Annotated in this window: 14 protein-coding genes; 6 read left to right on the top strand and 8 right to left on the bottom strand. The window is 69.8% G+C overall.

Annotated features, from left to right (window positions below):
• The first annotated feature begins 327 nt into the window (after positions 1-327).
• Positions 328-1,641 carry an NAD(P)/FAD-dependent oxidoreductase gene (locus tag C471_RS13340; protein ID WP_004049873.1) on the top strand — a complete coding sequence of 438 codons (1,314 nt, stop codon included), beginning with the start codon at positions 328-330 and terminating at the stop codon, positions 1,639-1,641.
• Between the two features lie 76 nt (positions 1,642-1,717).
• On the opposite strand, the gene C471_RS13335 is transcribed toward C471_RS13340, so the two are convergent.
• Both C471_RS13335 and C471_RS13330 read right to left on the bottom strand, forming a co-directional pair.
• On the bottom strand, positions 1,718-1,900 hold the full coding sequence (locus C471_RS13335; RefSeq protein ID WP_004049871.1) for a hypothetical protein: 183 nt from the start codon (positions 1,898-1,900) through the stop codon (positions 1,718-1,720).
• 104 nt (positions 1,901-2,004) lie between these two features.
• Positions 2,005-3,243 carry a thiamine pyrophosphate-dependent enzyme gene (locus C471_RS13330; RefSeq protein WP_004049869.1) on the bottom strand — a complete coding sequence of 413 codons (1,239 nt, stop codon included), beginning with the start codon at positions 3,241-3,243 and terminating at the stop codon, positions 2,005-2,007.
• 90 nt (positions 3,244-3,333) lie between these two features.
• On the opposite strand from C471_RS13330, the gene C471_RS13325 reads away from it, so the two are divergent.
• Complete coding sequence (locus C471_RS13325) at positions 3,334-3,972, top strand: antibiotic biosynthesis monooxygenase family protein (RefSeq protein WP_004049867.1); 639 nt, start codon at positions 3,334-3,336, stop codon at positions 3,970-3,972.
• Between the two features lie 66 nt (positions 3,973-4,038).
• On the opposite strand, the gene C471_RS13320 is transcribed toward C471_RS13325, so the two are convergent.
• The gene (locus C471_RS13320) at positions 4,039-4,524 is read right to left on the bottom strand and encodes a hypothetical protein (RefSeq protein ID WP_004049866.1); all 486 of its coding nucleotides are present in this window, start codon (positions 4,522-4,524) and stop codon (positions 4,039-4,041) included.
• A 342-nt stretch (positions 4,525-4,866) separates the two neighbouring features.
• On the opposite strand from C471_RS13320, the gene C471_RS13315 reads away from it, so the two are divergent.
• Positions 4,867-5,769, top strand: a complete 903-nt coding sequence (locus C471_RS13315; protein WP_152421906.1) for a hypothetical protein — start codon at positions 4,867-4,869, stop codon at positions 5,767-5,769.
• Between the two features lie 6 nt (positions 5,770-5,775).
• Positions 5,776-7,485 (top strand): GMC oxidoreductase, encoded by a 1,710-nt coding sequence (locus C471_RS13310; protein WP_004049862.1) that lies wholly within the window; start codon positions 5,776-5,778, stop codon positions 7,483-7,485.
• Positions 7,486-7,521: 36 nt separating this feature from the next.
• On the opposite strand, the gene C471_RS13305 is transcribed toward C471_RS13310, so the two are convergent.
• From C471_RS13305 to C471_RS13290, 4 genes are all read right to left on the bottom strand, one after another.
• A complete protein-coding gene (locus tag C471_RS13305; protein WP_004049860.1) occupies positions 7,522-7,944 on the bottom strand; it encodes a hypothetical protein in 423 nt (140 codons plus the stop codon).
• A gap of 72 nt (positions 7,945-8,016) precedes the next feature.
• Positions 8,017-9,057: an NAD(P)-dependent alcohol dehydrogenase gene (locus C471_RS13300; RefSeq protein ID WP_004049858.1), complete on the bottom strand. Its 1,041-nt coding sequence runs from the start codon at positions 9,055-9,057 to the stop codon at positions 8,017-8,019.
• 34 nt (positions 9,058-9,091) lie between these two features.
• Entirely contained in the window at positions 9,092-9,832 is a 741-nt protein-coding gene (locus C471_RS13295) for a J domain-containing protein (protein ID WP_004049856.1), read from the bottom strand.
• A gap of 82 nt (positions 9,833-9,914) precedes the next feature.
• Positions 9,915-10,172: an MTH865 family protein gene (locus tag C471_RS13290; protein ID WP_004049854.1), complete on the bottom strand. Its 258-nt coding sequence runs from the start codon at positions 10,170-10,172 to the stop codon at positions 9,915-9,917.
• 164 nt (positions 10,173-10,336) lie between these two features.
• On the opposite strand from C471_RS13290, the gene C471_RS13285 reads away from it, so the two are divergent.
• Both C471_RS13285 and C471_RS13280 read left to right on the top strand, forming a co-directional pair.
• Positions 10,337-11,389: a M42 family metallopeptidase gene (locus tag C471_RS13285; protein WP_004049852.1), complete on the top strand. Its 1,053-nt coding sequence runs from the start codon at positions 10,337-10,339 to the stop codon at positions 11,387-11,389.
• Complete coding sequence (locus tag C471_RS13280; protein WP_004049850.1) at positions 11,386-12,225, top strand: SDR family NAD(P)-dependent oxidoreductase; 840 nt, start codon at positions 11,386-11,388, stop codon at positions 12,223-12,225. Before C471_RS13285 ends, C471_RS13280 begins: the two co-directional genes overlap by 4 nt.
• Before the next feature lie 9 nt (positions 12,226-12,234).
• On the opposite strand, the gene citZ is transcribed toward C471_RS13280, so the two are convergent.
• Positions 12,235-13,383: a citrate synthase gene (citZ, locus tag C471_RS13275; protein ID WP_004049848.1), complete on the bottom strand. Its 1,149-nt coding sequence runs from the start codon at positions 13,381-13,383 to the stop codon at positions 12,235-12,237.
• Positions 13,384-13,413 lie beyond the last annotated feature (30 nt).

Genomic DNA, 13,413 nt, shown 5'->3' with positions numbered 1-13,413 from the left:
TCGATCTGGTCGATCTGGTCGATCTGGTCGATCTGGTCGATCTGGTCGATCTGGTCGATCTGGTCGATCTGGTCGATCTGGTCGATCTGTGCAGTGGCGCGTGCCTCCGAGCGCCCATCGGGCGCGAAGAGCACGCGCGAGGGAGTCGGTCGTCCGGAGCAACGCGGAGGACGACCGACGAGGCTGGGGAGGCGTGAGGCTGCGGTCCCTTTGCGGGGTGGGACTCAAAGGGGCAGTCGCGAGTCCTCGCGACTGGGGCTTTGGAGATGCTCATCGTCGCTCTGCCAGCAACGGTTGCTTATAATCCCATGACGCAATACTCCACACATGAGTAGAGACGCCACCGTCGTCGGCGGCGGGCTCGCGGGGCTCGTCGCGGCGGCCCGGCTCGCCGAGAGAGGCGCGGACGTGACGCTGTACGAGCGACGGCCCGAGATCGGCGGACGGGTGCGGACCGAGACCGCGGACGGCTTCACTCTCGACCGCGGCTTTCAGGTGCTGTTCACGAGCTATCCGGCGGTCGAGCGCGAGCTCGACGCCGACGCCCTCGACGTCCGCGGATTCTCCCCCGGCGCCACGATCTGTCGGCCGGGGTCGCGCTCGATCCTCTCGGACCCGCTCCGGGACCCCCGCGGGGCGATCCCCTCGCTGCTGAACGACGAGGTCTCCTTCTCCGACAAGCTCCGGACGCTGGCGCTCCGGCACGACCTCTCGAAGCGCGAGGAAGACGACTTCTTCGTCGGCCGCGACGCCTCCATCCGAGAGTACCTCCGCGAGTGGGGGTTCGCCGACGAGTACGTCGAGAACTTCGTCGAGCCGTTCTACGGCGGGATCGCCCTCGACCGAACGCTGTCGACCTCGAAGCACGTCTTCGAGTACACGTTCCAGGCGATGAGCCGCGGTGAGATCGGCGTCCCCGCGGACGGAATGCGAGCGATCCCCGAGGCGCTCGCGGCCCGCGCCCGCGAGGCGGGCGTGACGATCGAGACGGGCGAGGACGTGGAGTCGGTCCGAATCGCGGGCCAGGGTCGGATCCCGTTCCGGACCGGGAGCGGCGACGCCGAGGGCGCGACCGTCGAGCTGGCGGACGGGTCGACGCGCGAGACCGACGCGGTGGTCGTCGCGGCCACCCCGCCGGAGGCCCGCCGCCTCACGGGCGTCAAGTCGATCCCCACCGAGGGTGTCCCGAACGTGACCGGCTGGTACACGCTCCCCGCGGGCGAGTCGTTCGAGACGGGCGGGCGCATCCTGCTCAACGCCGCGGACGACTCGCCGAACGCCGTGGTCCCGCTGTCGGAGGTCGCGCCGGAGTACGCTCCCGACGACCGCGCGCTGCTCGCGGCGACGTTCCTCGGCGAGGCGCCGCTCGACCGTCCCGCGGCCGGCCTCCGCGACGACGTTCGCGACGCCCTGAGCGCGTGGTACCCCGGGCGCGACTTCGGCGGCTTGGAGACCGTCGACGTCCACCGGATCCCCTTCGCGCAGTTCGCCCAGCCGCCGGGGGTCCACGCCGACCTCCCCGCCCCCGACGATCCGGAGGGGCCGGTCGTCCTCGCCGGCGACTACACGGAGTGGTCGTCGATCCAGGGTGCGCTGGAGAGCGGGCGAACGGCGGCCGAGGCGGCGGGCGAGTACCTGTAGCCGGCCCGGCCGCCATCGCTCCAATTGCTCGTGGAGGGGCGGCTTACGTCACCGGACCGGCCGCGCCGGGCGCGTCTCACGGCAGCGCGCCGGACCGCCGTCCCCGAACGAGTCCGTACCCGACAAGCGCGGCGAGGACGGCTACCCCGACCGTGATCTCCCCGGCGTACTGGAGGCCGATCCCGAAGAGCAGGAGGGCGTTCGTCGCGAGCAGGAGGAGGATCGCGTCGAGGCGGGTTCGGAGGGCGGCGTCGTTCATGCCGGCACACGCGGGAGCGGACGCATAGGCGTGGTGGTCTCCGGACCGCGGCGGGACTCTCGGTCGGGGCCACTCCTCGCGCGGGAGCTCGGTCGCCGCCAACCCTACTCCTCCCGCCGGAAGGACGCCTCGCCGTGCTCGTCGATCGCCGCGAGCAGGTCGTCGCGCTGGCGGCGGATCTCGGGCGGGAGGTCGGCGTACGCGTGGTCGAACATGTCGGCCGGATCGGGTTCGACCGACTCCGCGAACTCGATCGCGTCGGCGACGATCGCGTCGGCCTCCTCGCGGATCGCTGCGACGCCCTCGTCGTCGATCCGCCCGGTCTCCCGGAGGAACGCCTCCATGCGATCGACGGGATCGAGCGCGCGCCACGGCTCCACGTCGCCGGAGTCGCGGTAGGCGGTCGGGTCGTCGGCGGTCGTGTGCGCGCCGAACCGGTACTCGACGAACTCGATGAGGGTCGGTCGAGGGGTGTCGCCGTCGTCGCCCGTGTCACCTTCGCTCCCCGGGCCGCCACCGCCGTCGCTCCCCGAACGCCCTCCGCCGTCGCTCCCCGAACGCCCTCCGCCACCCCGCGCCCGCTCCGCCGCCGCCCGCGTGACCGCGTAGCTCGCGAGGGGGTCCATCCCGTCGACGCGGACGCCGTCGAAGCCGTAGGCGGTCGCCTTCTGCGCGAACGTGTCGGTCGCGCTCTGCCGCGTTTCGGGGACCGAGATCGCCCAGCCGTTGTTGTGACAGCAGAAGAGCGCCGGCGCGTCGAACACGCCCGCGAAGTTCATCGCCTCGTGGAAGTCGCCCTCGCTGGTCGCGCCGTCGCCGAAGTGGACGGCGACGACTCGGTCCTCGTCGCGGTAGTCGAACGCCCACGCGGCGCCGACCGCGTGCGGCAGGTGCGCCGCGATCCCGATGTTCAGCGGGAAGACGTTGCCGTCGGCGATCGCCTCGGTCCCCGACTCGTGGCCCATCCAGTAGGGCAGGTACTCGGCGAGCAGGTCGCGGGCGACGACCGCGCCGTGCTCGCGGTACTGGTAGCTGATCAGGTCGCGGTCGGCGAGCGCGTAGGTCGACCCGACCGCCGACCCCTCTTGTCCCGCGCAGGGCGCGTACGTCCCGATCCGCCCCTGTCGCTGGAGGCTGACCGCGCGCTCGTCGAACCGGCGGGTGACCACCAGGTCGCGGTAGATCTCGTGAAACCGCTCGTCAGAGAGGTCCGGGACCGTCGCGTCCGGCACGGGGGCGCCGTCCGGCCCGAGCACGCGGTAGAGGTCCTCGTCGGCGAGGGGGTCTACCGCGGAGCCGCGGGGGTCGGCGTCGCGGTCGTCGCCGGCGCCGTTCTCGTCCATGGCCGATCTGTGTGCGCCGCGGTCACAAGGAGTTAGCGGTCGTCCGCGACCGCGGAAACCTTCATTACGGATGGTTGATAGATAGCGCGTATGAATCTTCGCGACGGCGCGACGCTCGGCCGGGCCGCACTGCGCTCCGTCAGATACCTGCTCGCGGGCGACATCGAGTTCCCGGAGGGCAGGCTACAGGACACGATCGAAACGGAGGACGGGACGACGTTCGTCGTCTACCGCGAGACGGTGCGCCGGTCGGCCGAGTCGGACGCCTCCGAGGACGGGGTCGTCCTCGTCTTCAGGATGCGGGTGACCGATCCGGCGGCCCGGGGCCCGTTCCGGTCCGCGCTGTTCGACCCGATCGCGAACGTCGCGACGCCGTTTTTCGCGGGGCTTCCCGGGTTCCGCCGCAAGCTCTGGCTGGCGGGCGAGCGGCCGGGCGAGTTCCTGGAGCTGTACGAGTGGGCGAGCGAGGCGGACGCCCGTCGGTTCGTCGACGCGTTTCGATCGCTGATCGAGCCCGTCGACCACGCGGGGACGGTCGAGTTCGACGTGGTCCCGCACGACTCCGTCGAGGAGTACGTCGACGCGGGGCGGGCCGGGTGGCGCGACGCCCCGCCGGAGGCGAACCGTCCGCCCCGTCGGACCGCGGTGATCACGGGCGCTGTCGCCGTGGGGTTGGCGATCGCCGCGGGGTACGCGCTCCGGAAGCTCCGCCGATCGCCCTCGGGGTGAGGCCGTTCGGCGGCGCGTTCGCGGTCGACCGGCCGCCGATCGACCGGGCGATAGACCGGTCGCCCGTCAGCCGTCGGAGCGCTCCGGTTCGATCGTCGTCGACTCGTACTCGATCCCGGCTTCGTCGAGAAACGACCGCAACGTGGACATCCCGCGGTCGAAATCGAAGCCGACGCCGTCGATGTGGGGGTTCCCGTTCTCGGTCGGCTCGAGCTCCCAGTGCGCGTGGAGTTCGATCCGGCCGTCGTCGTTGCGCCACCCGCGGAGGTGCGTCTGCCACCAGCGATAGGTCGTTCCGTCGACCGCGTTGCGCTCGTGAACCACGCGAGCGAGGTTCATGACCTCGCCGCGCTTGTGATAGGAGAACTCCCAGTTCGGCGCGAAACTGTACTCGCCGAGCGCGGCTTCGATCTCCTCGACGGACCGGTCCACCACGAAGTACTCACCGGACGGCCGCGCTTCCGTAAACAGCGCCTTTCGGAGCTGTCGGTAGCCGTCTCGGACGACGTCGAACGGGACGTGGACGACGTCCCAGAGGTTGATCGATGTCATGGCCGGTTATGGTGTGTGAGGCGGGTGTCGATCGCTCTGAGCGGTGCTCGAACCGCGCGTGGTCGCGTGTGGTCGCGTGCGGTCGCTTCCGGGCCCGATGGGCGTCCGGGCCCGATGGGTGTCCGGGCCCGATGGGTGTGACTGTTGTCGGCGTTCGTGGTAGTCATTGTCTTTCACACACGCGCGAATTGTCATCGAGATATTTAATTACGGATGGTAGTTGCGCCGTTTCGCCGCGCCGCCGCCGTCTCTCCCCCGACAACCGAACCGGATCTCGGTGTGAGCGCCAGGGATGAATGTCATCGGGACAATCTTTTTTACCCACTCGTTCGACGACTAGATATGGTAACTAGTCGCATAGGGGACTGGCTGGCCGTCGCGTGGCAAACCCTGACATCTATCGGGGGGTTGCTCCTCGAGTTCGCGGGGATCGGTCCCGACGTCGACCCCCACACGAGGGTGACGTTCCGGGCGATCGCGGACGCGGTCGTTCCCGAGACGCCGGGGCTCGCGGAGGAGCTCGGGCCGGAGCACGTCCCCGGCGGCCTGGCGGTCGACCTCGACGAGTTCACCGTCACCTACGTCGACGACGGTTTCCAGCTCGGGCTCCCGCACCTCGGGCCGCAGGGGAACATCCCGATCGCGGACCCGATCGCCCACCTCCTCGACTCGGCGGCGCTGACGCTTCTGGAGCGTGAGGACAACGAACGGGAACCGGACCTCGACCGGGCGCTGTCGCTGCTCGGTCCGGACGACCCGTCGCCGGCGGCGGTCGAGGAGGACGGAATCGTCGGCCCCTTCGCGAAGCTCTCGCGGCGCGACCGGCTGCGGGCCATCGCCATCGTCGACGAGTTCGACGTCGAGTTCGCGCCGACCGACGACGACCTGCTCGAACTGGACGCCGGTCTGGTGGGACAGCTGGTCATCGGGTTCATGGAGATGATCTACTACAGCGAGTGGCAGGGGTACGACGAGTTCACCCAGCCGCCGAGCCGACGCGTCCACCCGAACGACCGGTCCGCGGTCCAGAGCTGGCGGCAGACCGGATTCCCGGGGTTCGCGAACGGGTACGCCGCGCTCCGCGGCTACGTCGGAACGGCCGAGAGCCCGCTGGGCGACGGCGACACGTGGGCGACCGTCGACGAGACGGCGGACGTCCGGATCGTCCGGGAGTCGGGCGCGTTCCGCGAGAACGAGTACGACACGAGCGGCTACGTCGAGCCGTTCCCCGCGGAGTCGGGGTGAGCGAGAATGGTCGAAGACAGCTACGACGCGGTCGTGGTCGGGGCGGGAGGCGACGGGCCGGTCACGGCGTGGAAGCTCGCTGAGGCGGGCCTCTCCGTTCTCGTCCTCGAAGCGGGGCCGTTCTACGGCAACGAGCAGTGGCCGCGCCCCAACGAGGAGCCGGGCGGCGAGGCGTCGTCGAGCCCCGAGGACCTGAGCGGCGACCTGCTCGACGAGCAGTTCACCACCCGCGAGTTTGAGATGATCACCAAGCTCGTCTTCGGGCCGGCCGACCACGAGCGGGGGTTCTGGTTCCGGAAGTTCCCGGGCGACGGCGCGATCCTACAGTGTGCCGGCGTCGGCGGAACCACGCTGCATTACACCGGGTGTCACCCGCGCGCCTATCCGGCGTCGATCGACGAGCAGGGGCACTGGCCGATCGAGTACGCCGACCTGATCCCCTACTACCAGGAGGTCGAGGAGATGTGCGACGTGACGCCGGCGCCCGTCACCGCCAAGGAGGAGCTGTTCTTCCGCGGCGCGGCCGACGCCGGCTGGGACCTGATCGAGGACCTGAACGTGACGGAGCCGGGGTACCGCCCGCAGCCGAACGCGATCAGACAGCCCGACGAGAAGCTCCACGTCGACGCGGGGTACGACGGCGACTTCACGTACCCCGACGTCGAGGGCGACACCCTCGCGCTCGGGAACATCGCCGGGAACCCGCACCCGCGCGGAGCCCCGTACGAGGAGAAGTCCAAGCGGGCGAGCAACGTCAGCTTCGTGCCGCCCGCGCTGCGCACCGGCAACGTGACGATCCGCCCCAACGCCTTCGTCACGGACGTGATCACCGTGACGCCGCGGGGCGACACGCCGACCGCGATCGGCGTGGAGTTCCGAGACACGTGGTCGGGCTCCGTCGAGCAGGTCGACTCCGATGTCGTCGTCCTCGCCGCGGGCGCCATCGAGACGCCGCGGCTCTGGCTCAACGCCGACCTCCCGGCCAACGAGTGGGTCGGTCGCGGGCTGACGATCCACTTCGGCGACAACGTGATGGGGCTGTGGGACCCCGACGACCTGGACGAGACGATCGGCAGCGACACGATCGACCAACACGAGGGTCAGGACATCGCCGCTCGGTTCGACTACCCGGGCGTGGGGATGCTTCAGACCGTCGGGACCGCGCCGGGAATCGGCGCGATCTTGGGCTTCGGCGCCAGCGCGTCGGGGTTCGCGTTCCAGAACGACACCGCGGGCGAACCGTGGGACACGATCGGTCGGCTGGCCGGGACGGAGCTCAAGCGGCTGCTCTCCGACTACCGGCGGATGCTACAGATCCTCGTCGTGAGCGACGACCGCCCCCATCAGCGAAACGGGGTCACGGTCGCGCCGGGGGCCGCCGACGAGCACGGGCCGATCCCCATCGTCAACTACGAGCCGAGCGAGGGGGACCGACAGCGCCGCGACGAGCTCGCGCGGATCGCCGCCGACATCCTGCGCGAGGCCGGCGCCTCGCACGTCCACCGCTCCGACTCGCCGCCGACCGCGCTGCACGTCCACAGCACGATGCGGATGGGGAAAGTGGTCGACGAGGCGTGCGAGGCCTACGACGTCAATCGGCTCTTCGTCGCCGACCACTCCGTGCTCGCGAACGGGGTCGGCGGCGCGAACCCGACGAACACGGGCCAGGCCCTCGCGGCGCGAACGGGCGAGAAGATCGTCGAGCGCCACTTCTGACCGTCGCCGCTCCCCTCGCTCTCGCCCGAGGTCCGGTCACGACGGGTCGCTGACGCGCCGTTTGAGTACGAACGCGTACTTCGAGTCGGCCTTCCACTCTCCCACGCTCTCCTCGGTGATCTCGCCCGACGAGTAGACGCGCTCGTCGTCGAACGCGATCACGTGCCGCGGCCAGGGCCACGGGAGGTCCCAGCAGAACCCGATCCCGATCCCGTCGCGGTCGTTGGCGAACGCCCAGGAGAGCGCGACGAGGGCGTAATCCTCGCAGTCGCCCCGTCCGGCGTCGACGCACTCGTCGGGCCGTTTGGCGAAGTCGCTGAGCCCGTTCCACGGGTCCTGCGTCCAGTCGTACTCCGACGCCGACCACTCCTCGATGTCGAAGGCGTCCCACCGGTCGTCGCGGCCGACGTAGCGGTCGGGCGCGACGAACGTGAACGGCGTCCAGCGGCGAAGGTCCATACTGCACGATATTCTGTCAACGAGAATAATAGTGTGGGACGTTCGCAGGGGACGCGACAGATCGAACCGCGCTCAGGGCGTGATCACTGCCCGCCCGTCGATCTCGCCGCGTTCGAGCTTCTCAGCCACCGCGTTCACCTCGCCGAGGTCGTAGCGGCTGGTGTGGAGATCCACGTCGCCCTGCTCGACGAGCGAGACCAGCTCCTGAAGCTCCGCGTACCGCCCGACGATGTTGCCGACGAAGGAGAACTCGCCGTTCACCAGCGCCTGGGCCGGCTCGTGGATGTGACCGCCGTAGCCGATGATGTGGTGGTCGCCGCCGGCGGCGGTGATGTCCGGCGCGTACGCGGTGGTGGCGTCCTCGCCGACGAAGTCGAGCACCTGCGCGGCGCCGGTGCCGTCCGTGATCGACTCGATCTCGGCGGGGACGTCTTCCTCGGTCGGGTCGATCAGGTGGTCGGCGCCGTATCGGTCGGCCAGGTCCAGCGCCGACTCCTTCAGGTCGACCGCCGTGATCCGCGCCGCGCTCATCGCGTCGAGACACTGCAAGCCGATGTGGCCCAGCCCGCCGACGCCGATGACGACCGCGTGGTCGCCGGGATTCAACTCGGTGACCGCCTTCTTCGCGGCGTGGTACGCCGTGATACCGGCGTCGGCGTGGGGCGCGATGTCGACCGGTTCGACGCCCGACGGCAGGGGGATCACCGCGCGCTCGCTGGTGTGGAGGTACTCGGCGAAGCCGCCGTCCGTGGTGAGCCCGTTGAACGCGTCGTTCTCGCAGTACATCGTCTCGCCGAGCCGACACGGGCGGCAGGTGCCGCAGGTCTGGACCGGGTGACAGATCACCGGGTCGCCCTCGGCGACGAGGTCTACGTCCTCGCCCGTCTCGACCACCGTCCCAGCGTTCTCGTGGCCGAGCGTCATCGGGAGCTCTTGGGGGACGTACTCCGCCCACATCCCCTCGATGATGTGGTTGTCCGTCTGGCACCACCCCGCGCCCTCGACCTCGACGATCACGTCGCTCGCTCCGGTCGCCGTCGGTCGGTCGACCTCGTCGATCGCGAGCCCCTCGCTCACGTCGTCGGTGTACTCGTGGAGTCTGGCGGCTTGCATGTGCGATCACGTGGCACGGCGGCGGGAAAAGCGTTCACCGCGAGGCGGGATCGCGAACGCCGCGGTCCCCTTCGCCAGCGTGGTTGCGCGCGGTCGCGTACGCCTCGCGGACGCGCCGGAACGCCTCCTCGTCGCCGCCCTGATCGGGATGGGTCTCCTTGACGCGCTCGCGGTAGGCCCGTTTCACCTCGTCGGCGTCGGCGTCGGTCGCCACGTCGAGTTCGGCGAACGCGGCCGCCACGGGGTCGCGCCCGCCCGCGCCGGCGGCCCGACCGATCCGGTCGGCGGTGCGGCCGGCTCCGCCGACGCGTCGGCTATCGCCTCTCTCGGCCTGTTCGCCCGTCGCCCACCCGGGCTCGGTCACGTCGAAGGGGAGCCGCCGCCCGAGCCCGCGTCCGGGCATCTCGTGTTCACAGAGGACGGTGTAGACGCCCTCGCCCTCCAGTCTGAAGTAGTCGTGTGCGTCGAACGTGATCGCGACGCCGCGCTCGGGGAGGTAGAAGGGGACCGCCACGCCGTCGAACGCGTGGTCCTCGCGGAACCGCTCGCCGATCGCCTGCAGGTACTCGCGGATCTCCCGACGCCGTCGCTCGTCGCCGGTCGATCCCGGATCGGCGCTTCGGGGTCCGGCGCCGCCGGCGCCGTCGCTCGGAGCGGGTCCCACGAACCGATCTCCGAGGTAGAAGGCGAGCGCGACGAGCCCGGAGGCGACGGCGCCGAGCGCGAGACCCAACACGACCCACGGCGGGAGGAGACTGATGAGCTCGACGACCACGCGCTCAGTTACGGCTCCGAGCGTATCAACCTCTCGGCGGTGTCAGCGGACGGTTCGAAAAAAGCGGCGTCGCGTCGGCGCGTCAGATCATCCCCTTCGCTTCGAGCCCGTCGATGATGTCGTCGACGAGCTCCTCGGGCGTGTCGTAGGGGAACTCCTGCTCGCTGCCGAGCTTCGCGGCCATCTCCATCGCGGTGAAGCTCACGTCGCCGGCCTCGAACTTCGTGCCCGGCCCGTCCGGGAGCGCGGGGACCAGGTCCATCTGGTTCTGGACGGGGAAGTCGGCGCCGCCGAAGGCCTCTAAGAACTGTTCGCGGAGTTCCGCTTTCACGTCTGTCATACATCCACTTCCCGAGAGCGACCGCAAAAGGGTTGCGGAACAACGGTGAACTCGTTGATGGTTCTTAAACGGAAGGCGGACGAGATTGAGCCGAAACGGACCGGAACCCGGTGGCGCGTTCCGGATCCTGCGGAACTTTGTCGATTGGGTCGCGAGGAGGGGACATGTCGTTCGAGTTCGATTACGACCTGCTGTGCGAGTTGACCGAGGCGCGAGGCGTCCCGGGGTACGAGGACGAGGTCCGCGAGATCGTCCGCCGCGAGTTCGCCGACCGGACCGACCGCGTCCGCACCGACGCGATGGGCAACGTCGTCGGGACGATCGAGGGCGACACGGACTACTCGGTCGCCGTCGCGGCCCACATGGACGAGATCGGGTTCATGGTCCGGCACGTCACCGACGAGGGGTTCGTACAGGTGGACCCGCTCGGCGGGTTCGACGCCCGCGTGCTGCGCGCCCAGCGCGTCACCGTCCACGGCGAGGAGGACCTCACCGGCGTCATCGGCTCGGTCCCGCCGCACACGCTCACGGACGAGCAGAAGGAGAAAGACGACGAGGTGAAAGACGCCTTCATCGACCTCGGACGCGACGCCGAGGCGGTCGAGGAGCTCGTCGGCGTCGGCGACCTGGTCACCCTCGACCAGACGACGACCCGCATGGGCGACCGGATCACCGGGAAAGCGCTCGACGACCGGATCTGCCTGTTCGCGACGCTCGAAGCCGCGGCGCGGATCGACGACCCCGACGTGACGGTCCACTTCGCGGCGACGGTCCAAGAGGAAGTCGGGCTCCGCGGCGCGAAAGCGCTCGGCGTCGACATCGACCCCGACCTTGCCGTCGCCTTGGACGTGACCGTCGCGAACGACGTGCCCCAGATCGGCGACGCGGCCGACGCCGTGACGGAGCTCGGCGAGGGGACCGCGATCAAGCTGAAAGACTCCTCGGTGATCACCAGTCCGAAGGTCCACAAGCGGCTCACCGCGGTCGCCGAGGAAGCGGGGATCGACCACCAGCACGAGGTGTTGCCCGCGGGCGGCACCGACACCGCCGGGTTCCAGAACACCGCAGGCGCGAAGCCCGTCGGCGCGATCTCGATCCCGACGCGGTACCTCCACACCGTCACCGAGACCGCCGACGGCGGCGACGTGGCGGCGACGATCGACCTACTGACGGCCTTCCTGGAGTCGGAGACCGGCGAACACGACTACACGCTATGAACCGGTTCGCCGGAAAGACCGCGGTCGTGACGGGCGCCGGGTCGGGGATCGGGCGAGCGACGGCGCTCCGCCTCGCCGACGAGGGAGCGAACGTCGTCGCCGCCGACATCGCCGCGGACGCGGGGCGCGAGACCGCCGACCTGATCGCCGACGCGGGCGGGGGCGCGACGTTCGTCGAGGTCGACGTGGCCGACCTGTCGTCCGTCGAGCGGATGGTCGACGCCGCGGTCGAAACGTACGGAAGCCTCGACTTCGCGCACAACAACGCCGGCATCCTCACCGACTTCGTCGAGACGACGGAGGTCACCGAGGAGAAGTGGGATCGGCTGATGGACGTGAACCTCAAGGGGATCTGGACCTGCCTGAAAGCCGAGCTCCCCGTGATGAAACGGCAGGGCCACGGCGCGATCGTCAACACCGCCTCGATGGCCGGGCTCGTCGGGATGGGCGGGCTCTCCAGCTACTCGGCCAGCAAACACGGCGTCGTCGGACTCACGAAGTCGGTCGCGCTGGAGAACGCGAGCCGCGGGATCCGCGTGAACGCGATCGCGCCGGGGCCGACGAAGACGAACATCCAGTCGGGGCTCCTCGGCGGATCCGGCGCGGCCGGACCGGCGTCGCTCCGCGATCGGATCAGGGCCGCCGCCGCGCTGGTCCGGACCGCGATTCGAACGCTCCGGGCGGACTTCGACACGTCGACGATGCGCGACGTGCCGATGGACCGCATCGCCGACCCGGAGGAGATGGCGGGGGTCGTCGCGTTCCTCTGCTCGTCGGACGCCTCGTACGTCACCGGCCACACGATCCCCGTCGACGGGGGGCAGGCGGCCGACTGACGAGGTCGCCTACCGCTCGTCGATCGGGACGAACTCCGACTCCTTGGGACCCGTGTACCGGGCCCGCGGACGGATAAGGCGGTTGTCCTCCTGGTACTGGACGACGTGAGCGATCCAGCCGCCGACGCGGCTCATCGCGAAGATCGGGGTATACATGTCGACCGGGATGCCCAGCGAGTCGTAGACGGAACCGGAGTAGAAGTCGACGTTCGGGGCGATCCCCTTCTCAAGCAGTCCCTGTTCCGTGAGGTACTCCTCGATCGCGGTGGTGTAGTCGAGCCACTTCGTGTCGCCGGACGACTCCGAGAGGTCGCGGAGCTTCTCTTCGAGGATCTTCGCGCGGGGGTCTTTCACCTTGTAGACGCGGTGGCCGAAGCCGGGGATGCGCCGTCCCTTCTCGCGAGCGTCTTTCACCCACTGCACGGGGTCCTTGTCGGAGGCGTCGACCTCCTGAAGCACCTCCATCACGTCCTGGTTCGCGCCGCCGTGGAGGGAACCGGAGAGGGCGCCGATCCCGCCGGTGACCCCGGAGTACACGTCGGCCATCGTCGAACCGATCACGATCGCCGTGAACGTCGAGGCGTTGAACCCGTGGTCGGCGTGGAGCGTCAGCGCCATGTCGAACGTCTCCGCACTCACCTCGTCGGGCTCCGTGCCGGTGAGCATGTAGAGGAAGTTCGCGGCGTGCGAGAGGTCGGGATCGGGCGCGACCGGGTCCTCGCCGTGTCGAGCGCGCTCGAAGGCCGCGAGGACCGTGGGGATCTTCGCCGTGATCCGGCGGCCCTTTCGGAGCGTCGCGTCGAGGTCCGTCGGGTCCGCGTCTTCCTCGGGCTCGTACGCCGACAGCATGGAAACAGCGGTTCGCAGGGCGGCCATCGGACGCTCGCCGGCGTCGGCGAGCTTCCTGACGGTGTCGAGCACGTCGTCGTCGACCGCGCGCTCGGCGGCCAGATCCGCGGCGAATTCGTCGAGCTCCCCGCGCGTCGGCAGCGAGCCGTGCCACAGGAGGTACAGCACCTCCTCGTAGCTCGCGCCGCGAGCGAGGTCCTCGATGTCGTATCCACGGTACACGAGCTTGCCGACCTCGCCGTCGACGTAGCTCAGATCCGACTCCGCGACGAGGACGCCTTCGAGCCCGCGCTTTAACTCGTCTGACATGCACTGAACTTCCGACCACCGCCAAAAAAG

This window comes from Halorubrum saccharovorum DSM 1137 (assembly GCF_000337915.1).
Classification (GTDB): Archaea; Halobacteriota; Halobacteria; order Halobacteriales; family Haloferacaceae; genus Halorubrum; species Halorubrum saccharovorum.
Note: the sequence above shows the minus strand (reverse complement) of the source record. Positions and strands in the feature narration are given on the sequence as shown.

What these genes read in the sequence shown, in the direction of transcription:
- C471_RS13340 (WP_004049873.1), top strand. Translation starts at nt 328, where the DNA reads ATGAGTAGAGACGCCACCGTCGTCGGCGGCGGGCTCGCGGGGCTCGTC.
- C471_RS13335 (WP_004049871.1), bottom strand. Translation starts at nt 1,900, where the DNA reads ATGAACGACGCCGCCCTCCGAACCCGCCTCGACGCGATCCTCCTCCTG.
- C471_RS13330 (WP_004049869.1), bottom strand. Translation starts at nt 3,243, where the DNA reads ATGGACGAGAACGGCGCCGGCGACGACCGCGACGCCGACCCCCGCGGC.
- C471_RS13325 (WP_004049867.1), top strand. Translation starts at nt 3,334, where the DNA reads ATGAATCTTCGCGACGGCGCGACGCTCGGCCGGGCCGCACTGCGCTCC.
- C471_RS13320 (WP_004049866.1), bottom strand. Translation starts at nt 4,524, where the DNA reads ATGACATCGATCAACCTCTGGGACGTCGTCCACGTCCCGTTCGACGTC.
- C471_RS13315 (WP_152421906.1), top strand. Translation starts at nt 4,867, where the DNA reads ATGGTAACTAGTCGCATAGGGGACTGGCTGGCCGTCGCGTGGCAAACC.
- C471_RS13310 (WP_004049862.1), top strand. Translation starts at nt 5,776, where the DNA reads ATGGTCGAAGACAGCTACGACGCGGTCGTGGTCGGGGCGGGAGGCGAC.
- C471_RS13305 (WP_004049860.1), bottom strand. Translation starts at nt 7,944, where the DNA reads ATGGACCTTCGCCGCTGGACGCCGTTCACGTTCGTCGCGCCCGACCGC.
- C471_RS13300 (WP_004049858.1), bottom strand. Translation starts at nt 9,057, where the DNA reads ATGCAAGCCGCCAGACTCCACGAGTACACCGACGACGTGAGCGAGGGG.
- C471_RS13290 (WP_004049854.1), bottom strand. Translation starts at nt 10,172, where the DNA reads ATGACAGACGTGAAAGCGGAACTCCGCGAACAGTTCTTAGAGGCCTTC.
- C471_RS13285 (WP_004049852.1), top strand. Translation starts at nt 10,337, where the DNA reads ATGTCGTTCGAGTTCGATTACGACCTGCTGTGCGAGTTGACCGAGGCG.
- C471_RS13280 (WP_004049850.1), top strand. Translation starts at nt 11,386, where the DNA reads ATGAACCGGTTCGCCGGAAAGACCGCGGTCGTGACGGGCGCCGGGTCG.
- citZ (WP_004049848.1), bottom strand. Translation starts at nt 13,383, where the DNA reads ATGTCAGACGAGTTAAAGCGCGGGCTCGAAGGCGTCCTCGTCGCGGAG.